We start from the raw sequence: 21,661 nt of genomic DNA, 5'->3' as shown, positions 1-21,661 counted from the left end.
AGGCCGCTGGCCCCATGGCTCTACGGGCGTAGCGCGTCGGCGGCTGCAGGGGTCGTGACCTCGGCTGTTAGGCTTGCGAAGCGTGAGCGCGAAGCCCCAGATCCCCAATGTCCTGGCCTCCCGGTACGCCTCGGCGACCCTGGCCCAGCTGTGGTCCCCCGAGCACAAGGTGGTCCTCGAGCGCCACCTGTGGCTCGCCGTCCTGAAGGCCCAGCAGGACCTCGGCGTCGAGGTGCCCGCGACGGCCGTCGCCGACTACGAGCGGGTGATCGACCAGGTCGACCTCGGCTCGATCGCCGCCCGTGAGCGGGTCACCCGCCATGACGTGAAGGCCCGCATCGAGGAGTTCAGCGACCTCGCCGGGCACGAGCAGATCCACAAGGGGATGACCTCCCGGGACCTGACCGAGAACGTCGAGCAGCTGCAGATCCGCCAGTCCCTGGAGCACGTGCGGGACCGTACGGTCGCCGTGCTGGTGCGCCTGTCGAGCCTGGCCGCGCAGCACTCCGAGCTGGTCATGGCCGGCCGCTCGCACAACGTGGCCGCGCAGGCCACCACCCTGGGCAAGCGCTTCGCGTCGATCGCGGACGAGCTGCTGGTCGCCTTCCGCCGCCTGGAGGAGCTGATCGCCCGCTACCCGCTGCGCGGGATCAAGGGCCCCGTCGGTACGGCCCAGGACATGCTGGACCTGCTGGGCGGCGACACGGACAAGCTGGCCGAGCTGGAGCGCCGCGTGGCCTCCCACCTCGGGTTCGACAACGTGCTGACCAGCGTCGGCCAGGTCTACCCGCGCTCGCTGGACTTCGAGGTGCTCACCGCCCTCGTCCAGCTGGCCGCCGCGCCGTCCAGCCTGGCCAAGACCATCCGCCTGATGGCCGGGCACGAGCTGGTCACGGAGGGCTTCAAGGAGGGCCAGGTCGGCTCCTCCGCGATGCCGCACAAGATGAACACCCGCTCCTGCGAGCGCGTCAACGGCCTGGCCGTCATCCTGCGCGGCTACGCGTCGATGACCGGCGAGCTGGCCGGCGACCAGTGGAACGAGGGCGACGTCTCCTGCTCGGTGGTGCGCCGGGTCGCGCTGCCGGACGCGTTCTTCGCCTTCGACGGCCTGCTGGAGACCTTCCTCACCGTCCTGGACGAGTTCGGGGCCTTCCCCGCCGTGATCGAGGCCGAGCTCGACCGCTACCTGCCGTTCCTCGCCACCACCAAGGTGCTGATGGGCGCGGTGCGCGCGGGCGTGGGCCGCGAGACCGCGCACGAGGTCATCAAGGAGCACGCCGTCGCCTCGGCGCTGGCGATGCGCGCGGGCGCCCGGGAGAACGAGCTGCTGGACCGCCTCGCCGCCGACGAGCGGATTCCGCTGGACCGGGCCGCGCTGGACGCACTGCTGGCCGACAGGCTGTCCTTCACGGGCGCGGCCGGGGCGCAGGTCGCCGAGGTCGTCCGCCGGGTCGAGGCCGTCGCGGCCGCGTACCCGGAGGCGGCGAAGTACGCTCCGGCCGACATCCTCTAATAGGGCGACATTCTCTGACCATTCGTCAGGTCTTCTTCGAGGGCCCCGTCGCCGTTCCGGTGGCGGGGCCCTCGGGCGTCCGGGTGCGGCCCGGGTCCAGCGGCGGGGTGGTGGTGCCGCAGGGCCAGTCGCAGTTCGGCTCGGCCACCGGCTGCGCCTCGTCGTCCGGGGCCAGGACGTTGCCGCGGATGGTCGCGAAGGCGGTCAGGCCGCCCGCGGTGAGCAGGCCCGCGCAGATCAGCATCGCGGTGTGGAAGGCGGAGTCCACCGAGGACGGGACGCGGTAGGCGTCCCCGCTGAGCCCGGCCAGGGAGGGGAGGGCGGCGACGGCGAGCAGGCCGGCCGCGCGGGCGGCGGCGTTGTTGACGCCGCTGGCGATGCCCGCGTGCCGCACCTCCACGGCGGCCAGCACTGTCGCCGTCAGCGGGGCGACCAGCAGGGTCATGCCGCTGCCCATGACGGCCACGGCGGGCAGGACGTCCAGCCAGTAGGAGGAGTGCGGGCCCGTGCGCAGCATCAGCAGCACCCCGGCGGCGCACAGCAGCGGGCCGACGGTGAGCGGCAGGCGAGGGCCGATGCGCTTGCCGAGGCGCCCGGAGCGGGCCGAGAAGAGCAGCATCAGCACGGTGATCGGCACCAGGGCGAAGCCGGAGACCAGCGGGGAGAACCCCGCGACGATCTGCAGCTGCACCACCAGCAGGAAGAACACCCCGCTGAAGGCGGCGTAGACGCAGAGGGTGACGAGGTTCACGGCCGTGAACAGCCGGGAGGAGAAGAGGCCCAGAGGCAGCATCGGCTCCGGGGTGCGGCGCTCGACGACCAGGAAGGCCGCGCCGAGCAGGACGCCGAGCGCGCCGGAGACCCAGACGGCGGGGGAGACGCCCTCGCCGGCGGCCGTCAGGGCGTAGGTGATCGCGCCGAGGGAGAGCGCGCCGAGCAGGGCGCCGAGCACGTCGAACTTTCCGGCCGCGCCCTCGTCCCGGCTCTCGGGGACGAAGCGGGAGGTGACGGCGATCACGGCGGCGGCCAGTGGCAGGTTCAGCAGGAAGATCCAGCGCCAGCCGGGCCCGTCCACCAGCCAGCCGCCGAGGAAGGGGCCGATCGCGGCGGACACCCCGCCGAGGCCGGACCACAGGCCCACCGCGGGCGAGCGGTCGTCCGGGTGGAAGACGGCCTGGAGCATGGCGAGGGAGCCGGGGGTGAGCAGGGCTCCGCCGATGCCCTGGACGGCGCGGGCGGCGATCAGCACGTGGATGTTCGGCGCGGCGGCGCAGGCCGCGGAGGCGATCGCGAACCAGACCACGCCGAGCAGGAACACCCGGCGCCGGCCGTAGCGGTCGCCGAGCGCGCCGCCGAGCAGGATCAGCCCGGCGAGCGTGAGCAGGTAGGCGTTGAGCGTCCACTGCAGGGACGCGAGGGAGGCGCCGAGATCGGCGCCGATGCGGGGCAGGGCGACGTTGACGACCGTGCCGTCGAGCATCGCCATGCTGGAGCCGAGCACCGTCGCCAGTAGTACCCAGCGACCCTGCGCGGTGCCCAGGCGCAGGGTGCCGGCCTCGGAGGTGGCCACGGGCAGATCCTCTGCCCGCTGGGGTGTGCGTGACAAGGGTCACCGGGTGGTGTGTCGGAGGTGGGCGGTGGGTGAGCGGGTGGCTGCGGGGCGTCGCGGAGTTCGGCGCAGGGTCGTGGATCAGTGGCGCCGAGTGAATGGATGGTGCACGTACGGTGCTTCCGGGGGTTCGGAGGGTGACCGTTTCGGCGGGGATCGTTGCGGGTTCAAGAGATCGACATTGCTTCACCCGGACGGATGAGTTTTAGTTCAGCGACCGACCGGCCAGCCCGGTTGGACCCACCGGGTGGAACGCCGAGTCCTGCCGCTGCCCGGTGGCTCGCAACGAACTCTGTACGGCAGGAGCGGGGGACCCACAGGTAAGTCGCCGGACCGGTGTCCGTGCCCATTCGGGTGCGTACGGCCAGGACCGGCTTGGGGTGAAGCCGCATCATGCGGCCGGGCAACTCCAGCCCGAACCCGACAGCTCACCTCGCAGGCGTCGGAGAGGAAACTTCCATGCCTGCACAGGCTCGTCGTATCACCCTGCCCCGCGCCGCCCGGATCGGCATCGCCACCGCGGTGACCGGGGTCTCCTTCGTCCTCCCGCTGGTGACGGCGGTGAACGCCCAGGCCCACACCGGCGGGCACGCCGCTCCGGCCTCCGCCTCCGCTCCCGCTCCCGCTGCTTCGGCTCCGGCTGCCGGCTCCGCCTCGGCTTCCGCTTCGGCGGAGGGCTACCGGGTCGTCGGGGGTGACACCCTGTCGAAGATCGCCGACGCGAAGCACGTCGAGGGCGGGTGGCACGCGCTGTACGAGCGGAACCGCTCGGTCGTCGGCGCCGACCCGAACCTGATCTTCCCGGGTCAGCAGCTGACGCTGGGCGGGCACGTGGCCGCTCAGGCTGCTCCTGCCGAGAAGCCGGCTGCGCCTGTTGCGCCCGCCCAGAAGCCGGCCGCCGCGCCGCAGGCCGCCCAGCAGGGCGACCTCCAGGTGACCACCGAGGTCGCCAAGCCGTCCGCCCAGGTCCAGACCCAGGTTCAGGTCGCCACCGCCGCCCCGGCGCAGGCCGTCACCGCCGTGCCGGTCGCCGCCACCTCGGGCTACGTCGCGCCGCTGGCCAACCCGAAGCTCGGCGAGGCGTACGGCGTTGCGGGCTCGATGTGGGCCTCCGGCCACCACACCGGCCAGGACTTCGTCGCCTCCACCGGCACCCCGCTGCGCGCGGTCGCGGGCGGTGTCGTGGTGAAGGCCGGCAACGGCGGCGCCTACGGCAACGAGGTCGAGATCAAGCTCGCCGACGGCAAGTACGCGCAGTACGCGCACCTCTCGTCGATCGGCGTGAAGATCGGTCAGAACGTGACCGCCGGCCAGCAGATCGGCCTCTCCGGTGCGACCGGCAACGTGACCGGCCCGCACCTGCACTTCGAGATCCGTACCGGTCCGGAGTACGGCTCGGACATCGACCCGGTCGCGTACCTGCGGGCGCACGGCGTCGCGCTCTGACGCGTCGGGCCCTGATGCGTCGGGCTGCTTGAACCACCGCTGGTGCGGGGCGAATCGGGCCCCCGGGATGGTCATGTCGGGTGACCGCTCGACCGGGTGACCGCCGCACCGGCGGACATGGGCGCGGGACACGCCCAGGCTGGCCCGGCTTCGTGGGACCTCTCCCCACGAGGCCGGGCCGGCCGTTTGCGCTGTCCGGCGTCAGGCGCGGTGGGCGGGGAGGCCCTGGTGGGCGGCGGTGATGAGGTCGTGGACGCGGTGGCCGAAGTCGTCGGCGTCGCGGGCCGGTTGGGGGAAGACCAGGCGCACGTCGCGGTGGCCGTCCGGGTGGTCGAGGCGCAGGACGAGGCCGAAGCGGTCCAGGGCGAGCGGGCGGACGTCCGGGCGGCGGGCGAGCAGGTCCTGGTCGAGCAGCCGGGTGAGGACGTGCAGGGCGTCGGCGTGGTCGTCCGCCAGGTGGGTGAGCAGCGCGGCCTCGTGGCGGGCCAGCGGGTCGGGGGCGGCGAGGGCGAGGTCGGCGGCGGTGAGCGCGCCGGTGCCGTACGGGGTGGCGAGGACGGCGTGGGCGACGTCGATCCGGAGGTGGACGCCGAGGCCGTCCTCGGTGAGGTGGGCGAGGTGCAGCCGCCCGGCGAGGGTGAGGCGGGAGCGGACGCGGTCGCGGACGGCGACGGGGGAGACGTCGGTGACGTCCACGACGACGGCGAGGCCGTCGTTCGAGCGGGCGGCCTCGCCGGTGAGCGGGGAGTCGAGCGGGGCGCACAGGCGCAGCCGGGAGCCGTGGACGGAGACGGGGGTGTCGAGTTCGTGGTGCTCGCCGAGGGCGCGGACGGTGAGCGAGGAGGTGGCGTCGAGCAGGCTCAGGGCGCGTTCGGCGTAGGTGGGCTCGGGCGCCCCGGCGTCGCTCATGACAGACCTCCAGTGAGTTAGGTGAGCCTAACCTAATCATCGGGTCGGGGCATGGCAAGCGCGAGGGCCCGGACGTGCGGGACGTCCGGGCCCTCGGGGGTGCGCGGTGCGGTCAGGCGACGACGGCCTGGGCGTCGATCTCCACCAGCATGGGCTCCTGTGGGAGTTCGACGAAGATGGTGGTGCGGCAGGGCTTCACGCCGCCCGGCGTGATGTTCTCGTCGATGAACTCGGCGTAGACCTCGTTCATCAGCGGGAAGTCCGCCCGCTTGGTGAGGTAGACGCGGAACATGACCACGTCCTCGATGGTCGCGCCGCCGGCCTCGACGATGGCCTTGACGTTCTCCAGCGTGCGGCGGGTCTGCGCCTTCACGTCGCCGTGGAACAGGTACTCGCCGGTGGCCGGGTCCTGCGGGCCCTGGCCGGAGACCTGGAGGATCGGGCCCTTGCGGACGCCCTGGGAGAACATCCACGCGGGGGCGGGGGCGCCGTCGGTGCGGATCTCGGTCTTGTCGGAGTCGGCGGACATGGGGCTCCTTGCGTTGGTGACGGTTCGTCAGAAGTGGTCGGGGCGGCCGCAGTCGGCCGAGACCGCGCGCGTGGTCGCGAGCAGCTGGGGCAGCAGGTCCAGCACCTGCTCGTACGGGAGGACGACGTCGGGCACCGAGATCGAGGCGGCGGCGACCACCCGGCCGCCGACGTCCCGGATGGGCGCGGCCACGCAGTTGATGAACGACTCGTGCTCGGCGTGGTCCTGCGCCCAGCCCTGGGCGGCGACCTTGTCCAGCTCGGCGAGCAGCGCCTCGGGGGAGGTGATCGTGTGCGCGGTGTGCGGGGTGAACTCGATCCCGGCCACCACCCGGCGGCGCTCGGGCAGCGGGAGGTCCGCCAGCAGCACCTTGGAGACGGCGGCGCTGTGCAGGGCGGCGCGCAGGCCGATCCGGGAGTACATCCTGACCGGGTGGCGGGAGTCGAACTTGTCGATGTAGACGACCTCACCGCCCTCGTACGCGGCCAGGTGCACCGTCTGGCCGGTGGCGGCGTTCAGCTCGGCCAGGTGCGGGGCGGCGATGCGGCGGATGCCGCGCTGCTCCAGGGCGAGGCCGGAGAGGGCGAAGAGCCCGGCGCCGAGGTGGTAGCGGTAGCCCGCGTCCCGGTAGACGAACCGTTCCTCCTCCAGGCTCTGGAGCAGGCGCAGCACGGTGGTCTTGTGCACGCCGAGGACCTCGGCGAGCTGGTCGAGGGAGCGTTCGCCCTCCCCGAGCTGGGCGAGGATGCGCAGGGCGCGGGTGACGGTCTGGCTCATCGGGGTCGGCTCCGGGGGTCGGGGGTCCCGCTCATTGTGCCCGGGCCCGGTCGGAGGGGAGGGCGGGGCAGGTGATGCCCGCCGCGCTGACGCGGGTGGCGGCCCAGTCGGCGGCGGAGGCGTCGAGCAGTGCGGTGACCACGGCGGGGGGCGGCAGTTCGGCCTGGTCGCCGTGGGCGGTGAGCGCGCAGGCGGCGCTGAGGTGGCCCAGGCGCAGCCGCCCGCGCTGGTCCAGGCCGTGGATCGTCCCGGCGAGGTACCCGGCGGCGAAGGCGTCGCCCGCGCCGGTGGCCTCGACGACCTCGACGCTGAGCGCGGGCTCGGTGACGGCCGATCCGTCGCGCTCCAGCGCGGTGACGGCGCGGGCGGCGTCCTTGACCACGACGGTCGCCGGGCCGGGGAAGCGGCGGCGCAGTGCGGCGGGGTCGCCGGTGCCGAAGGCGTCCTCGGCCTCGTCGGCGCCGAGCAGCAGCACGTCCGCGGCGTCCAGCAGCGGCGGCAGGACGGACGGGTCGCGTTCGCGCCACAGGGCCGGGCGCCAGTTGAGGTCGAAGCTGACCAGCCGGCCCGGTCGGCGTTCGGCGAGCAGGGCGCGCAGCAGGGCCAGGCAGTCGTCGGAGAGTGCGGCGGTGATGCCGGACAGGTGCAACAGGCGGGCGCCGGTGAGGAGTTCGGCGGCGGCCGGGTCGTCGAGCAGGGCGGGGGAGAGGGCGGAGGCGGCCGAGCCGCGCCGGTGGTAGTGCAGCCGGCTGCGGCCGGGCCCGAGGTCGTGGTGGTGGCCGGAGGCGCCGCCGACCTCCTTGAGGTAGAGGCCGGTCGGGCGGTGCGGGTCGACGGCGACGGCGGAGACGTCCACGCCGCGCGCGGCGACCTCGGCGAGCAGGCGGCGGCCGAAGCCGTCGTCGCCGACCCGGCTGATCCAGGCGGTCGGCACGCCGAGCGCGGCCAGCGCGCCCGCCACGTTGGACTCGGCGCCGCCCACGGAGAGGCGGAAGTTCTCGACGGCCTCCAGCGGGCCCGGGCGGTCCGGGAGCAGGACGGCCATCGACTCGCCCACGCACACGGCGGCCGGGGTGGGACCGGGTCGGGGCGGGGCGGGTGTGTCCTGTCGCGGCATCTGCTGGGGCTCCTCGTCTGCGGCCGTTCGCGCTGTGCCTGGAACGACGTGGGGGTCGTCGCGTCGGGGCCGGTCGAGGAGCGGTGGCGCCGGTTCCGTTGACCGTGATCCGGCGCCGATGCTAGAACCGTGATGCCAGCATGTGCAACCCCCGTTGCACATGTTGCAACATCCCTGATGGAGGAACGACGGTGGAGCAGACCTTCGCAAGCAGCGTCCCCGGGCCCGGCATCGCCGAGGGCGCGGTGGCGGCCCTGGCCGACGAGACGCTGGACTGGCGGTTCAAGGCGGCCCCGCCGTCCTCCTGGGGCCGCAGCGTCCGCGACTGGCTCGCCACCGGGCCGACCCTCTCCGACCTCGGCACCCCGCTGCTCACCCTCGACGCCGGCGCCCTCGACCACAACCTGCGCACCATGGCCCACTGGTGCGCCGAGGCCGGAGTCGCCCTCGCCCCGCACGGCAAGACCACCATGGCCCCCGCCCTCTGGCAGGCGCAGCTCGCGGCCGGCAGCCACGCCATCACCCTCGCCAACCTCCCCCAGGTCCGCGTCGCCCGCGCCTTCGGCGTACGGCGCATCCTGCTCGCCAACAGCCTGCTCGACCCGGCCGGGCTCGGCTGGCTGGCCGCCGAACTCGCCGACGACCCGGCCTTCGCCTTCACCTCCTGGGTCGACTCCGTGGAGAGCGTGCGGCTGATGGACGAGGCGCTGACCGCCGCCGGGGCCGAACGGCCCGTCGAGGTGCTCGTCGAACTCGGCGGCCCCGGCGGGCGCACCGGCGCCCGGGGCGTGGACGCCGCCGTCGAGATCGCCGCCGCCGTGCTGCGCGCCCCGACCCTGCGCCTGGCCGGGGTCGGAGGGTACGAGGGCGCGCTCGCCCACGACGCCGGGCCCGAGGGACTGGGCGTCGTCCGCACCTACCTCAAGGACCTCGCCGCGCTCCACGGCCGGCTCGCCCGCGCCTACCCCGACGACGCCCGGCCGGTGGTCACCGCCGGGGGCAGCGCCTACTTCGACCTGGTCGTCGAGGAGCTCGCCGGCCTGCCCGACGCCTTGGTGGTGCTGCGCTCCGGCGCCTACCTCGCCCACGACGACGGCTTCTACCGGGGCATCTCGCCCTTCGCCCGGGGCACGGGCGCGACACCGCTGCGCAGCGCGCTGCACGGCTGGGCGCGGGTCGTCTCCCGCCCCGAGCCCCAACTCGCCCTGCTGGACGCGGGCAAGCGCGACCTGCCCTTCGACGAGGGCCTGCCCGAACCCCACCGGGTGCGCGGCGGCGCCGAGTTGACGGGCACGGCCGCCCGGATCACCGCGCTCAACGACCAGCACGCCTTCCTGCGCGACGCGGGCGACCTCGCCCCGATCGGTGCCGTACTGCGGCTGGGTGTCTCCCACCCGTGCACGGCCTTCGACAAGTGGACGGCCATCCCGGTGCTGGACTCGGCGGACGCGGCGGAGCCGAAGGTCACCGGACTCGTGAGGACCTTCTTCTGATGAGAGCCACGGTCTTCCGGGGCGCCACCGTCGTGGACGGCACCGGCGCCGAGCGGTACCGCGCGGACGTACGGATCGAGGGCGGCATCGTCACCGACGTCGGCCCCGGCCTCGACGCCCCCGAGACGGTGGACGCGGACGGTCTCGTCCTCACCCCCGGCTTCATCGACATGCACGCCCACTCCGACCTCGCCCTCCTGCTCGAACCCGAGCACCCGGCCAAGGTCACCCAGGGCGTCACCTGCGAGGTCCTCGGCCAGGACGGCCTCTCCTACGCCCCGGTCGACGACACCACCCTGGCCGCGCTGCGCCGCCAACTCGCGGGCTGGAACGGCGATCCGGACGGCTTCGACTGGGACTGGCGCGGCGTCGCCGGCTACCTCGACCGGATCGACCGCACCGGCGTCGCCGTCAACGCCTGCTACCTCGTCCCGCACGGCTCCCTGCGGATGCTCGCCATGGGCTGGGCCGACCGCGCCCCCACCCCGGCCGAACTCGACCGGATGCGCCAGCAGTTGGCGCAGGGGCTGCTGGACGGCGCGGTCGGCATGTCCAGCGGCCTCAGCTACACCCCCGGGATGTACGCCGACACCGCCGAACTCGTCGACCTGTGCACCGTGGTCGCGGCCTACGGGGGCTTCCACGCGCCGCACCAACGCTCGTACGGGCGCGGTGCGTTGGAGGGGTACGAGGAGATGGTGGAGATCGCTCGCCGCTCCGGCTGCGCCCTGCACCTCACCCACGCCACCATGAACTTCGGCGTCAACGAGGGCCGGGCCGGCGAGCTGCTGGACCTCCTCGACGAGGCCCTCGTGGACGGCGTCGACCTCACCCTGGACAGCTACCCCTACCTGCCCGGCTCCACCACCCTGGCCGCCCTGCTGCCCAGTTGGGCCACCGAGGGCGGCCCCGACGCGGCGCTGCGGCGCCTCGCCGACCCGCAGGCGCGGGAGCGGATCAGGTACGAGGTGGAGGTCAGGGGCAGCGACGGCTGCCACGGCGTCGTCACCGACTGGGCCACCATCCAGGTCTCCGGCGTGCGTTCGCCCGACCTGGCGGACGCCGTCGGACGGACGGTCGCCGACCTCGGCGCCGAACAGGGGCGCAGCGGCACCGACGTCTTCCTCGACCTGCTCGTCCGCGACGAGTTGGCGACGACGATCCTCCAGCACGTCGGCCACGAGGAGAACGTCCGGGCGATCATGCGCCACCGCGCCCACACCGTGGGCAGCGACGGCCTGCTCGTCGGCGCCCGCCCGCACCCGCGCGCCTGGGGCACCTTCCCCCGCTACCTCGGCCACTACAGCCGGGAGTTGGGCGTGCTCACCCTGGAGGAGACGGTGGCCCGGATGACCGGCCGCCCGGCCGCCCGCCTCGGGCTGGACCGGCGCGGGCGGATCGCCCCCGGCCACCACGCAGACCTGGTGCTCCTCGACCCCGAACGCGTCCGGGACGCCGCCACCTTCGAGCACCCCCGGCTGCCCGCCGAGGGCATCGAGCACGTCTACGTCAACGGCACCGCCGTCGTCCGGCAGGGCCGCACCACGGGCGCCAGGCCCGGGCGCGCCCTGCGCCGCACCGATCGAGGGACCATGGCCCTGTGAACACCCTGACCGCCGACCTGCGCGAGGACCCGGTCATCGCCGTCGTCCGCGCCCCCCGGATACCCGACGCCGCCGCGCTCTGCGCCGCACTCGCCGAGGGCGGCATCGGATTCACCGAATTCACGTACACCACACCGGATGTGACGGACCATCTGGAACGCGCTGCCGGAGCCGGCTGGAAGGTCGGCGTCGGGACGGTGCTCACCGCCGAGCAGGCCGAGCGCGGGATCGCGGCGGGGGCCTCCTTCCTCGTCACCCCCGGCTGCCGGCCCGAGGTCGCGCAGGCCGCGCGGGCCGCCGGGGTGCCGGTGGTGCTCGGCGCGCTCACCCCGACCGAGGTCGCCCGGGCGGTGGACCTCGGGGCCGCCGCCGTCAAGATCTTCCCGGCCCGGGCGTTCGGCCCCGGCTACTTCAAGGACCTGCGCGGCCCGTACCCGGACGTGCCGCTGGTCGCCTCCGGCGGGGTGAACGCGGGCAACGCCGCCGAGTTCCTCGCCCAGGGCGCGCTGGCGGTCTGCGCGGGGACGGACGTGGTGCCGCCCGAGACCGTCGCGGCGGGGGACTGGGCGGAGATCACCCGCCGGGCCCGGGCCTTCACCGAGGCCTGCGCCGCCGTGCGGGGCTGATCGAAGGCCCGTACCGGGACGGTGCGGAGCCGGCCGGGCGCCCGTGGCCGGGGATACGGGCAGGTCGCGGCGGGCTGTCGGGGCGGCCGGGATTGGACGAGAATCGGTGGCACCCGGGGCCCGCCCCGGCCGCTCGCCCGTCCCGGCCCCGGATCCGGCAGGAGGACCCACCGCCATGACCTCGACCCGCCCCGGCCCCCAGTGGCTCGCCGACGCCGTGCTCTACCAGATCTACCCGCAGAGCTTCGCGGACTCCGACGGCGACGGCATCGGCGACTTCGCCGGGATCACCGAGCACCTCGACCACCTCGCCTGGCTCGGCGTGGACACCGTCTGGCTCAACCCCTGCTTCGCCTCGCCCTTCCGCGACGCGGGCTACGACATCACCGACTACCTCGCCCCCGCGCCCCGCTACGGCCGCGCCGAGGACCTGGCCGCGCTCGTCGAGGCCGCCCGCCGCCGGGGCGTGCGCATCCTCCTGGACCTCGTCGCCGGGCACACCTCCGACCGGCACCCCTGGTTCCTGGCCGCCGCCGAGGACCCGTCCGACCACCGCTACATCTGGTCCGACCGCCCGGTGGACGGCTTCGTCGCCTCGCCCGGCAGCCGCCCCGGCTGGTACAGGCCGAACTTCTTCGACTTTCAGCCCGCCCTCAACTTCGGCTACGCGCGCGGCAGTTCCGAGGAGCCCTGGCGCCAGCCGGTGGACGCCGAGGGCCCCCGCGCCAACCGGGCGGCCCTGTGGGAGATCATGGAGCACTGGCTCGGCCTCGGCGTCGCCGGGTTCCGCGTCGACATGGCGTACTCACTGGTCAAGGACGACCCGGACAAGGCCGAGACCTCCAAGCTCTGGACGGAGCTGCGCGACCGGCTCGACCGCTCCCACCCCGAGGCCGCCCTCTTCGCCGAGTGGGGCGACCCGGCCGCCGCCGTCGCCGCCGGCTTCCACGCCGACTTCTTCCTGCACTTCGGCGGCGCCGACGACGGCCTGCCCCTGCGCAGCCTCTGGAACAACAACGGCGGGACGGTCGAGGAGTCCTGGCACCAGGAGGCCTGCTACTTCGAGGCCGAGGGGCGCGGCACCCCGCAGCCCTTCCTCGACGCCTACCGCTCCGCCGCCGACCTCACCCGGGGCAGCGGCCAGATCGTCCTGCCCAGCGCCAACCACGACTTCTCCCGCCTCGCCACCGCCCCGCGCACCGCCGACCAACTCGCCCCGGCCTTCGCCCTGTTGCTCACCTGGCCCACCCTGCCCGCGATCTACTACGGCGACGAGATCGGCATGCGCTACGTGCCCGGCCTGCCGGACGTCGAGGGCAGTGTGCTCGGCCCGCGTTTCAACCGCGCCGGCTCGCGCACCCCGATGCAGTGGGAGCCGGGCCCCGCGGCCGGGTTCTCCACCGCCGCGCCCGAGCGGCTCTACCTGCCCGTCGACCCGGACCCGCACCGGCCGGACGTCCTCTCCCAGCGCGCCGACCCGACCTCGCTGCTGCACACCGTCCGCCGGCTGATCGTGCTGCGTCGGGCGCACCCGGGGCTGGGCACGGCGGGCTCGGTGGAGGTGCTGAACGCCGGGTACCCGCTGGTGTACCTGCGGGACGGGCGCTACCTGGTCGCCGTCAACCCGGGCCGCGAGCCGGTCACCGCGCCGCTGCCGCGGGGGCGGTCCGTACGGCCGCTGGACGCGCAGGGGGTGCGGGCGGCGGACGGGGAGCTGCGGGCGGGCGGGTTCTCGTACGGGGTGTTCGAGCTGGACTGAGGTGGGCTGAGGTGGGCTGGGCCCGGCTGGGCCTCCTCGGGCTTCCGGTGGGCGTCGGCACCACGCCGCAGGCGGACGGGCTCGCGCAGACGATCCGCGCCAAGGCGGGCGAGGCGCTCGACGTCCGTACCGTCCCCGACCGCGCCGCCGCCGAGCAGCAGTTGCGCGACCGCGAGCCGGTCGGTGCCTTCGTGCCGGACGCGAAGAGCCCCGAACCGCTCGTCGCCAAGGGCAACTCGGACAGTCCGGCCCCGGCCGTCCGACCCCGGGGTCGGCCGTGGCCACGGCCGCGTCCACGGAGCGGAGGGGATGCTCCGTGGACGCCGGGAACCTGTGAGGCGGGGGTGGCCTCCGGGCTCGGCGCCCTCCGGCCGGTAGTTCGATCGTCGACCGAGGTAGTCGCTCAGCGGCGGACCCTGATCCGTCTCGATCCGTCGCCCCTGCCTCCTGCGGTCGAACTCCTTCAGCTGTCTCACAGGTCCACTTCCCATCATGCGCCTCGTCCGGCCGCCGCACCAGGGGCAATTCCCCAGGAATCCGGACGAATTCCCGCATCGAGGCGCTACCGCCGCTCCAGGGCCGCCGCCTCCTGCCGGATCAGGTCCCGCAGGGCGGCCAGCCGGGGCCGGCGGTCGTCCAGCCGCCACTGCATCTCCAGCGGGAGCGTGGCCCGGCCCTCCAGTCGCACCGTCGCGACGTCCTCGGTGAGGTGGCCGGTCAGCGAGCCGGGGACGAGGGAGAAGGCCCGGTTGCGGGCGAGCAGGTAGAGCCGGGAGCCGACGATCCGGGGCGGGCTGACCAGCACCGGCGGGTCGATGCCGTGCTCCGCGCACAGGCCCAGCACGTGGTCGTAGTAGCGCGGGTGCTGCTCGCGCGGCCACAACAGCAGTGGCAGGTCCCGGAGTTCGGCCAGCCGCAGGGCGGAGCGGCCGGCGAGCGGGTGGTCCCGGCCGAGGGCGACGTGCACCGGCTCGTCGGCGATGCGCTCCAGCCGGTAGCCGTCCACCTCGGCGAGGAAGCGGCCCAGGCCGATGTCCGCCAGCTCGGCGGCCAGGGTCGTGGAGACCTGCCCGGTGTCGACGGCGACCTCGGTGGTGTCCAGGCCCGGCAGTTCCTGCTCGGCCCGGCTGACCACGGCCGGCAGCAGCCGGTTCACCACGCTCGGCGAGGCGACGATCCGGGCCGTCCGCAGCCGGGACTCCTCGTGCAGCCGCACCTTCGCCAGCAGCGACTCGGCCTGCCCGAGCAGCCGCGCGCTCTCGGCGGCCATCACCTCGCCCGCCTCCGTCAGCGCCACCGAGCGGCGGCTGCGGTCGAACAGCTCGACCCCGACCGTCCGCTCCAGCCGGGCGACCTCCTGGCTGACCGTCGGCTGGGAGATGTGCAGCCGCTCGGCGGCCCGTCCGAAGTGCAGCGTCTCGGCCACGGTCAGGAAGACCCGGAGCTGGCGCAAGGTGAATCCCATGCCCGAAGAGTAGGCCAGACCGATAGGGGAATGCCTATCGGAAGGTCCAGGACTCATTCTGGATTCCGATGCGAACCGTCCCTACGCTGACAACCACGTTGCCCCGCCGCAGTGGCATCCCAGAGAGAGCACGCATCATGAGCGCAGAGTCCAGCCAGCCGCAGGCCGTCCACGTCGCCGAGGAGGTCGCGCAGGCCGTCGCCGAGGGCCGGCCCGTCGTCGCGCTCGAATCGACGATCTTCACCCACGGCCTGCCGCGGCCCCGCAACCTCGCCGTCGCGCTGGAGGCGGAGCAGCAGCTGCGCGCGGCCGGCGTCGTCCCCGCGACCATCGGCGTGCACGCCGGCGTGCCCACCGTCGGCCTGAGCACCGAGCAGATCACCGAACTCGCCGCCACCGACGGCCTGGACAAGGTCAGCCTGCGCGACCTGCCCGTGGTCGCCGCGCTCGGCCGCCACGGCGGCACCACCGTCGCCGCCACCGCCTTCCTCGCGCACCGCGCGGGCGTGCGGGTCTTCTCCACCGGCGGCCTCGGCGGCGTCCACTTCGGCGCCTCCGAGAGCTTCGACGAGTCCGCCGACATGACCACCCTCGCCGCCACGCCCGTCACCGTGATCAGCGCCGGCGTGAAGTCGATCCTCGACATCCGGGCCACCCTGGAGCGCTTCGAGACCCTCAACATCCCGGTCATCGGCTACCGCACCCTCCAGTACCCCGGCTTCTACGTCACCGACTCCGGCCACTCGATCAACTTCGCCGTCGAGTCCCCCGAGGAGGCCGCCAGGCTCATCGACGCCCGCGACCGGCTCGACCTGCCGCAGGCCGTCCTGATCGCCAACCCCGTCGACCCGGCCAAGCAGCTGCCGCCGGAGGAGCTCGACGGCATCCTCACCCGCGCCTGGGCCGAGGCCGAGCGCCAGGGCGTCACCGGCAACGCCTCCACGCCGTTCCTGCTCGACCACATCCAGCGCGACACCGGCGGGCGCAGCCTGGAGGTCAACGTCGAGGTCTACCGGGGCAACGTCCGCCTCGGCGGCGAGATCGCGACCGCCCTGGCCGCCACCGCCACCACCGGGGCCTGACCGTGCTCGGGGTGCTCGGCGACCTCGTCGAGGACGTCGTCGTCTGGGTCGACGGGCCGCTGCGCCACGGCACCGACTCCGCCGCGCGGGTCTTCCGCCGCCGGGGCGGCAGCGCCGCCAACGTCGCCGCGTTCGCCTCGGGGAGCCACCCGGTGCGCTTCCTCGGCTGCGTCGGGCCGGACCCGGTCGGGGACTCCGTCGTCGCCGAACTCGGGGGCCACGGAGTCGACGTACGGGTCCAGCGGCGCGGACGCACCGGCAGCATCGTGGTGCTGATCGACCAGGACGGCGAGCGGACCATGCTGCCCGACCGGGGCGCCGCCACGATGCTCGAACCCGTCCCCGAGGAGTGGCTGGACGGCCTGACCCACCTGCACGTGCCCGGCTACTCCTTCGACGGCGAGCCGGTCGGCGCCGCCGCCGTGGACGCCCTCGACCGGGTCCGCCGGGCGGGCGGCACCACCTCGGTGGACGCCTCCTCCACCGGCATGCTCGAACAGTACGGGCGGGAGCGGTTCCTCGCCCTGCTCGCCGAGTTGGCGCCCACCTTCGTCTTCGCCAACCGCTCCGAGGCGGAGTGCCTCGGGCTGCTCGTGGACGGCCTGCCGGGGCCGGCGCGGGCCCGGCTCGCGGCCACCACGGTGGTCACCAAGGCGGGCGCCGAGCCGACCACCGTCGACGTGCCGGGGCGGGCGTCCTTCGCCGTGGCCGTGCCGCCGGTCGCCGAGGTGCGCGACCTCACCGGGGCCGGGGACGCCTTCGCGGCCGGGTTCCTCGCGGAGTACCTGGAGGGCGCCGACCTGCGGCGGGCGGCGGAGGCGGGGCACCGCAGCGCCGCCCGGGTGCTGGCCTCGCCGGGGGCGTCCGTGGGGTGAGCCTTCTCGACGACGGGCGGTTCCCGGTCCAGGGGCCGCCCGTCAGCGTCCCTCCTTGTGGAGGAAGCGCTTGAGGCGCTGCCACGGCCAGGTGTTGATCACGTCCTCGGCGGTGAGCCAGCCGCGCTGCGCCGTGCCGATCCCGTACCGGGGGTAGGCGAGTTGGCCGGTGGCGTGGGCGTCGCTGTCGACGGAGAAGCGGACGCCGTGGCCCCGGGCGCGCAGCACGTCCTCGTCGCGCAGGTCGAGGCGCTGCGGGGAGCTGTTGATCTCGATCGCGGTGCCCGTGCGGGCGGCGGCCGCGAACACCGCGTCCAGGTCGACGTCGATCGGGCCGCGCCTGCCCAGGCGGCGGGTGGTGAGGTGGCCGATCACGTTCACGTACGGGTTCTCGCAGGCGCGGATCAGGCGGCGGGTCTGGGCGGCGCGGTCGAGGGCGAAGTGGGAGTGGACGGACGCCACGCAGACGTCGAAGCCGGCCAGGAACTCGGCGGGCCAGTCCACGTCGCCGTTGGGGCCGATGTTCAGCTCGGTGCCGTGGAGCAGGCGCAACGTCCGGTGACGGCTCGCCAGTTGGCGCAGCTCCTCGCGCTGGGCGAGCATCTTCTCGTCCGTCATCCGCTGCATCACCAGGTCGGGGGCGTGGTCGGTGACGGCGTAGTAGGAGTAGCCGCGGGCGGCGGCCGTGTCGACCATCTCGGTGAGGGTGGCCAGGCCGTCCGTCAGGTCGGTGTGGGTGTGCAGGTCACCGCGCAGGTCCGACTCCTGGACGAGGTCAGGGAGTTCGCCGCGCAGCGCGGCCTCGATCTCGCCCCGGTCCTCGCGCAGCGGCGGCGCGATCCAGGGCAGGCCGAGCGCCGCGTACACCTCCTCCTCCGTCGCGGAGACCACCTTGGCGCCGCCCTCGACCTCGAACAGGCCGTACTCGGAGAGCTTGAGACCGGCCTTGACGGCCATCGTGCGGAGCCTGATGTTGTGCGCCTTCGAGCCGGTGAAGTAGACCAGCGCCGCGCCCCAGTCCTCCTCCGGCACCACCCGCAGGTCCACCTGCACGCCCCGGTCGGTGCGCACCGAGGTCTTGGTCGGGCCGCTGCCGATCACCTCGGCCACGTACGGGAGTTCGGTGAGCGCGGCCATCAGCGGGGCGGAGTCGGCGGCGGTGGCCAGGACGTCCACGTCGCCGACCGTCTCGCGCATCCGGCGCAGCGAGCCCGCGTACGCGCAGCGGGTGCAGCCGGGCACCCGGGAGAGGGCCTCGACGAGCTGCTCGGCCAGTTCGGTGGCGGCGTCCAGCAGGGTGCGGCCGCCGGACTGCCGCATCAACTCGATGCCGTGGAGGATCTTCTCGGCGCTGCGCTCGCCGAAGCCGGCCAGCCCGGAGAGCCTGTCCTCGCGGATCGCGGCGGCGAGGTCGTCGACGGAGGAGAGGCCGAGGTCGCGGTGCAGGGCCAGGGCGCGCTTGGGGCCGACCCCGGGGACGGCGGTCATCTCCCGGACACCGGGCGGGATCTGCCCGCGCAGGGCTTCCAGGGCGGGGATGCTCCCCGTGGCGAGGTACTCGGCGATCTTCTCGGCGGTGGACTTCCCGACGCCCGGGATCTTCTGCAGGGCCTTGACGTCCAGGCCCGCGATGTCGGCGGTGTGCTCGCCGACGGCCCGGGCGGCCTTCTCGGAGGCGCGGGCGCGGAAGGCGTCGCCGCCGGTGATGTTGATCAGGTCGGCGTACTCCTGGAGCAGCTCCCTGACCTGGTCGTTGAGCCGGGGCATGGGGTCAGTCTAGGAGTGGGGCCGGTGGGGCGCCCGGGGGAGCGGGTGAACCGGCCGGCGCCGGCCGGCCGTGGGAGGGAGTGGGAGCGGTGCTCGCGGCCGGACCCGTACCCCCCGACCGGCGGGTGCCGGTCCGGCCGCTTGGCGGGGGTGGGCCCGAGGGCTGCGGCCGGGAGCCGGATTGTCACCCGGGCGGGTGAGGCGCAGGCTGGCTGGAGGGCCGGGACGAGGCCCGGTTCGGCCGGTGATGCGGCCGGTGACGAAGCACGAGGGGCAGGGCAGGTCGATGGCACGCGGGAAACTCTGGGGCTACGTCGCTTCGGGGGCCCGGGCGCTCGGTGCGTTCGGCGGCGCGTTCGCCGGACCGGGCCGCAAGGGCGAGGCCGGTCATCTGCGCGAGACGACGGTAGGAGCGGCGGCCGAGGGCCTGGGCGCCGTCCGTCCGGGCGTGGTGGCCGGGCCCCGGGCGCTGACCGGGGCGGAGCTCGACCGGCTGCGTTGGTCCGGGCGGCAGGCGGGCTGCGGGCCGCTGGCGCGGCACGTCCAGGTGGCCGAGGTGCTGCGCCGGGTGGTGCGCGGCGGCGGGCGGGCGGCCGGGGTGACGGTGCGGGTGGCGCCCGGGCTGCCGGTGGTCGCGGGGGACGCGCGGCGGCTGGAGGCCGCGGTGGCGGGGCTGGTGGACCACGCGATCCGGCGCAGCCCGCTGGGCGCGCGGGTGTCGGTCCGGGCGGAGGTCGCGGGCGGGGTGCGGGGCGGGGTGCAGGGTGGCGCGGCGGAACTCGCCGGCCTCTCCGGTCCCTCCGGCAGCTCCGCTCGGGAGGGCGCGCGCGGGCGGGTGGAGATCCGGATAGCGGACCGGGGCTGGTACGACGCGCCGCAGGCCGGGGAGTGGCTGCTCGCCGGGGTGCGGCACGGGGCGCCGGTCGGCCCTGCGCTGCACAGCCTGGTGCTGGCGGCGGGGGCGCGGCTGGCGGTGGAGCCCACGCCGGGCGGCGGGCTGACGGTGGTGCTGCTGCTGGTGGTGGCCCGGGACTGAGGGGCTCGGCGCCGGGGCCGCGGAAACGTTGAACCGCAGAAACTTCTTTGCAAAAAACCCTTTGCGAAGAAGTCTCTGCGGTCCTACGCTCCTGCCATGACCGAGAACCAGGGCTGGAAGCACAGCGACGATCAGCAGCTCGCCATCACCGCCAAGGGCATGAAGGTGATGGCGCACCCGGTGCGCATGCAGCTGGTCGGCCTGCTGCGCCAGAACGGCCCCTCCACGGCGACCAGGCTCGCGGGCCAGCTGGGGCTCAATTCGGGGGCCACCAGCTACCACCTGCGCCAGCTCGCCGCCGCGGGTTTCGTGGAGGAGGACACCGAGCGCGGCAACGCCCGTGAGCGGTGGTGGCGGTCGGTGGCGGTGCTCACGGTCTGGACGGGGGACGACCTGGCGGACGGGGACACGGACACGGCGGTCGGCTTCCTGCGCTCGATCCTGGCCTCGTACGCGCTGGCCGGTCAGCGGACGGTGGACGCGTTCGAGACCATGCCGCGCGAGTGGCGCAAGGTCACGGGCTTCAGCGACAGGATGCTGCGGCTGACCCCGGCGGAGGCGGAGCAGTTGGCCCTGGACCTCGACGCCGTGATCGAGCGGTACCGCTCGCACGATGCCGAGGGACACGTGCCGGAGGGGGCCGAGCACGTCCACACCATCGTCCAGATCCTGCCCGACGTGGCCGCCGATGCCGGGGAGGGGGAGCTATGACGACGAGCGCCGTAGCGGGCCGGCCGGCCCGCAGTCTGCGGCCGATGGTCGGTGTGCTGGGCGCGATGGCCGTGTCCCAGACCGGGACGAAGGTCTCGGCCGTCGCCCTGCCCTGGTTCGTGCTGGCCACCACCGGCAGCGCCACGATGACGGGCCTGGCCGCCTTCGTCGAGATGACGCCGTACGTGGTGTCCATGGCGCTGACCGGGCCCCTGGTCGACCGGCTAGGGCCCCGGGTGGTGTCCTGGACGACGGACGCGGTCAGCGCGGCGGCCGCGCTGCTGATCCCGGTGCTGCACGGGCAGGGGCTGCTGCCGTTCTGGGCGCTGATGGTGCTCGTCGCGGTGATCGGGCTGATGCGCGGGCCGGGGGACTTGGCGAAGTCGGTGATGGTCCCGGAGGCCGCCGACCACGCCGAGGTCCCGCTGGAGCGCGCCACCGGGCTCGCGGGCGTCACCGAGCGGCTGGCCGGCACCATCGGCCCGGCGGTCGGCGGCGGGCTGGTCGCCCTGGTCGGCCCGATGGCCGGGCTGGTGCTCAACGCGGCGACGTTCGCGCTGGGTTCGCTGGTCGTCGCCGTCCTGCTGCCCGGCGGCACGGGGCGCGCGGCCGTCCCGGAGCGGGCGGGCGAGGGCGGCGGGAGCGAGGGCTACTGGCCGATGCTCCGCGCGGGGTTCGGCTTCCTGCGCTCCGAGCCGCTGATGCTCGCGGTGATCGTGATGGTCGGCATCACCAACCTGCTCGACATCGGATTCATCACCGTCCTCCTGCCGGTCTGGGCGCAGGAGTCGGGCCAGGGCCCGGCCGCCATCGGCCTGACCGGGGCGGTCATGGGCGTCACGGCGGTGGTCGGCAGCCTGATCGCGGCGGCCGTCGCCCACCGGATGCCCCGGCGGACGGTGTTCCTCCTCGGCTTCCTGGTCTGCGGAGCCCCGCGCTTCCTCGTGCTGGCCTCGGGCGCGCCGATGTGGGTGGTGCTCGCGGTCTTCGCGGTGGCGGGCTTCGGCTCCGGGTTCCTCAACCCGATCCTCGGCGCGATCTTCTTCGAGCGCGTGCCGCGCCACCTCCTGGGCCGTGTCCATGCGTTGAGCGACTCCCTCGCCTGGGCGGGCATCCCCCTCGGCGGCCTCCTCGCCGGCGCGGCCGTCGCCGGCACGGGCCTGATACCCGCGCTGGTCGCGGGCGGCGTGCTCTACTTCGCGACCACCACCCTCGCGGGCCTGCGCCCGGAGTGGCGGGAGATGGACCGGCTGAGGGGCAAGGGCGCGGCGAGCGCCGGACGGGCGGAGCGGGAGGCGGCGGCGGGAGCGACGGCGGGGTCGTGAGCAGGCGGTGGTTGGCGC

At 74.5% G+C, this 21,661-nt stretch carries 18 protein-coding genes and 1 riboswitch; of the genes, 11 read left to right on the top strand and 7 right to left on the bottom strand.

Features of this window, described 5'->3' with window-relative positions:
- Positions 1-73 precede the first annotated feature (73 nt).
- A complete protein-coding gene (gene purB, locus ACIRRS_RS20270; protein ID WP_402972460.1) occupies positions 74-1,513 on the top strand; it encodes an adenylosuccinate lyase in 1,440 nt (479 codons plus the stop codon).
- A gap of 25 nt (positions 1,514-1,538) precedes the next feature.
- Here purB and ACIRRS_RS20265 read toward each other — a convergent pair whose 3' ends face one another.
- Positions 1,539-3,083 carry an MFS transporter gene (locus tag ACIRRS_RS20265; protein WP_402972458.1) on the bottom strand — a complete coding sequence of 515 codons (1,545 nt, stop codon included), beginning with the start codon at positions 3,081-3,083 and terminating at the stop codon, positions 1,539-1,541.
- Between the two features lie 312 nt (positions 3,084-3,395).
- Positions 3,396-3,579, top strand: a riboswitch (cyclic di-AMP (ydaO/yuaA leader).
- Between the two features lie 2 nt (positions 3,580-3,581).
- On the opposite strand from ACIRRS_RS20265, the gene ACIRRS_RS20260 reads away from it, so the two are divergent.
- On the top strand, positions 3,582-4,568 hold the full coding sequence (locus ACIRRS_RS20260) for a peptidoglycan DD-metalloendopeptidase family protein (protein ID WP_402972456.1): 987 nt from the start codon (positions 3,582-3,584) through the stop codon (positions 4,566-4,568).
- 201 nt (positions 4,569-4,769) lie between these two features.
- On the opposite strand, the gene ACIRRS_RS20255 is transcribed toward ACIRRS_RS20260, so the two are convergent.
- From ACIRRS_RS20255 to ACIRRS_RS20240, 4 genes are all read right to left on the bottom strand, one after another.
- A complete protein-coding gene (locus ACIRRS_RS20255; protein WP_402972454.1) occupies positions 4,770-5,477 on the bottom strand; it encodes a DUF2470 domain-containing protein in 708 nt (235 codons plus the stop codon).
- Between the two features lie 112 nt (positions 5,478-5,589).
- The gene (locus ACIRRS_RS20250; protein WP_402972452.1) at positions 5,590-6,006 is read right to left on the bottom strand and encodes a RidA family protein; all 417 of its coding nucleotides are present in this window, start codon (positions 6,004-6,006) and stop codon (positions 5,590-5,592) included.
- Between the two features lie 27 nt (positions 6,007-6,033).
- Positions 6,034-6,783, bottom strand: coding sequence for an IclR family transcriptional regulator (locus tag ACIRRS_RS20245; protein WP_402972450.1), 750 nt, complete (start codon positions 6,781-6,783; stop codon positions 6,034-6,036).
- A 31-nt stretch (positions 6,784-6,814) separates the two neighbouring features.
- Positions 6,815-7,900 (bottom strand): sugar kinase, encoded by a 1,086-nt coding sequence (locus tag ACIRRS_RS20240; RefSeq protein WP_402972448.1) that lies wholly within the window; start codon positions 7,898-7,900, stop codon positions 6,815-6,817.
- A 191-nt stretch (positions 7,901-8,091) separates the two neighbouring features.
- On the opposite strand from ACIRRS_RS20240, the gene ACIRRS_RS20235 reads away from it, so the two are divergent.
- The 4 genes from ACIRRS_RS20235 (at position 8,092) to ACIRRS_RS20220 (ending at position 13,382) form a co-directional block, all read left to right on the top strand.
- On the top strand, positions 8,092-9,393 hold the full coding sequence (locus ACIRRS_RS20235) for an amino acid deaminase (protein WP_402972446.1): 1,302 nt from the start codon (positions 8,092-8,094) through the stop codon (positions 9,391-9,393).
- Complete coding sequence (locus tag ACIRRS_RS20230; protein WP_402972444.1) at positions 9,393-10,997, top strand: amidohydrolase family protein; 1,605 nt, start codon at positions 9,393-9,395, stop codon at positions 10,995-10,997. Before ACIRRS_RS20235 ends, ACIRRS_RS20230 begins: the two co-directional genes overlap by 1 nt.
- Entirely contained in the window at positions 10,994-11,623 is a 630-nt protein-coding gene (locus tag ACIRRS_RS20225; protein WP_402972442.1) for a bifunctional 4-hydroxy-2-oxoglutarate aldolase/2-dehydro-3-deoxy-phosphogluconate aldolase, read from the top strand. Before ACIRRS_RS20230 ends, ACIRRS_RS20225 begins: the two co-directional genes overlap by 4 nt.
- Before the next feature lie 175 nt (positions 11,624-11,798).
- Positions 11,799-13,382, top strand: coding sequence for an alpha-amylase family glycosyl hydrolase (locus ACIRRS_RS20220; RefSeq protein ID WP_402972441.1), 1,584 nt, complete (start codon positions 11,799-11,801; stop codon positions 13,380-13,382).
- A 562-nt stretch (positions 13,383-13,944) separates the two neighbouring features.
- Here ACIRRS_RS20220 and ACIRRS_RS20215 read toward each other — a convergent pair.
- Positions 13,945-14,847, bottom strand: a complete 903-nt coding sequence (locus ACIRRS_RS20215) for a LysR family transcriptional regulator (RefSeq protein WP_402972439.1) — start codon at positions 14,845-14,847, stop codon at positions 13,945-13,947.
- A gap of 137 nt (positions 14,848-14,984) precedes the next feature.
- On the opposite strand from ACIRRS_RS20215, the gene ACIRRS_RS20210 reads away from it, so the two are divergent.
- Both ACIRRS_RS20210 and ACIRRS_RS20205 read left to right on the top strand, forming a co-directional pair.
- On the top strand, positions 14,985-15,929 hold the full coding sequence (locus tag ACIRRS_RS20210; RefSeq protein WP_402972437.1) for a pseudouridine-5'-phosphate glycosidase: 945 nt from the start codon (positions 14,985-14,987) through the stop codon (positions 15,927-15,929).
- Between the two features lie 11 nt (positions 15,930-15,940).
- On the top strand, positions 15,941-16,804 hold the full coding sequence (locus ACIRRS_RS20205; protein ID WP_402972435.1) for a carbohydrate kinase family protein: 864 nt from the start codon (positions 15,941-15,943) through the stop codon (positions 16,802-16,804).
- Between the two features lie 42 nt (positions 16,805-16,846).
- Here the strand turns inward: ACIRRS_RS20205 and polX are convergent, their stop codons facing one another.
- Positions 16,847-18,571 (bottom strand): DNA polymerase/3'-5' exonuclease PolX, encoded by a 1,725-nt coding sequence (polX, locus tag ACIRRS_RS20200; protein ID WP_402972434.1) that lies wholly within the window; start codon positions 18,569-18,571, stop codon positions 16,847-16,849.
- 286 nt (positions 18,572-18,857) lie between these two features.
- Here polX and ACIRRS_RS20195 point away from each other — a divergent pair, with 286 nt between their 5' ends.
- From ACIRRS_RS20195 to ACIRRS_RS20185, 3 genes are all read left to right on the top strand, one after another.
- Positions 18,858-19,607, top strand: a complete 750-nt coding sequence (locus tag ACIRRS_RS20195; protein WP_402972432.1) for a hypothetical protein — start codon at positions 18,858-18,860, stop codon at positions 19,605-19,607.
- Positions 19,608-19,703: 96 nt separating this feature from the next.
- Positions 19,704-20,318, top strand: coding sequence for a helix-turn-helix domain-containing protein (locus tag ACIRRS_RS20190; RefSeq protein ID WP_402972431.1), 615 nt, complete (start codon positions 19,704-19,706; stop codon positions 20,316-20,318).
- Positions 20,315-21,643: an MFS transporter gene (locus ACIRRS_RS20185; RefSeq protein ID WP_402972429.1), complete on the top strand. Its 1,329-nt coding sequence runs from the start codon at positions 20,315-20,317 to the stop codon at positions 21,641-21,643. The genes ACIRRS_RS20190 and ACIRRS_RS20185 overlap by 4 nt, the downstream gene beginning before the upstream one ends.
- Positions 21,644-21,661: the final 18 nt, after the last annotated feature.

Source organism: Kitasatospora sp. NPDC101183, from assembly GCF_044767945.1.
Classification (GTDB): domain Bacteria; phylum Actinomycetota; class Actinomycetes; order Streptomycetales; family Streptomycetaceae; genus Kitasatospora.
The sequence above is the reverse complement of the archived record's forward strand: the minus strand, read 5'-3'. Positions and strand labels throughout refer to the sequence as shown.

Coding starts and splice junctions, on each gene's coding strand:
- ACIRRS_RS20255 (WP_402972454.1), bottom strand. CDS start 5,477: ATGAGCGACGCCGGGGCGCCCGAGCCCACCTACGCCGAACGCGCCCTG.
- polX (WP_402972434.1), bottom strand. CDS start 18,571: ATGCCCCGGCTCAACGACCAGGTCAGGGAGCTGCTCCAGGAGTACGCC.
- ACIRRS_RS20210 (WP_402972437.1), top strand. CDS start 14,985: ATGAGCGCAGAGTCCAGCCAGCCGCAGGCCGTCCACGTCGCCGAGGAG.
- ACIRRS_RS20220 (WP_402972441.1), top strand. CDS start 11,799: ATGACCTCGACCCGCCCCGGCCCCCAGTGGCTCGCCGACGCCGTGCTC.
- ACIRRS_RS20250 (WP_402972452.1), bottom strand. CDS start 6,006: ATGTCCGCCGACTCCGACAAGACCGAGATCCGCACCGACGGCGCCCCC.
- ACIRRS_RS20185 (WP_402972429.1), top strand. CDS start 20,315: ATGACGACGAGCGCCGTAGCGGGCCGGCCGGCCCGCAGTCTGCGGCCG.
- ACIRRS_RS20245 (WP_402972450.1), bottom strand. CDS start 6,783: ATGAGCCAGACCGTCACCCGCGCCCTGCGCATCCTCGCCCAGCTCGGG.
- ACIRRS_RS20230 (WP_402972444.1), top strand. CDS start 9,393: ATGAGAGCCACGGTCTTCCGGGGCGCCACCGTCGTGGACGGCACCGGC.
- ACIRRS_RS20190 (WP_402972431.1), top strand. CDS start 19,704: ATGACCGAGAACCAGGGCTGGAAGCACAGCGACGATCAGCAGCTCGCC.
- ACIRRS_RS20260 (WP_402972456.1), top strand. CDS start 3,582: ATGCCTGCACAGGCTCGTCGTATCACCCTGCCCCGCGCCGCCCGGATC.
- ACIRRS_RS20215 (WP_402972439.1), bottom strand. CDS start 14,847: ATGGGATTCACCTTGCGCCAGCTCCGGGTCTTCCTGACCGTGGCCGAG.
- ACIRRS_RS20240 (WP_402972448.1), bottom strand. CDS start 7,900: ATGCCGCGACAGGACACACCCGCCCCGCCCCGACCCGGTCCCACCCCG.
- ACIRRS_RS20195 (WP_402972432.1), top strand. CDS start 18,858: ATGGCACGCGGGAAACTCTGGGGCTACGTCGCTTCGGGGGCCCGGGCG.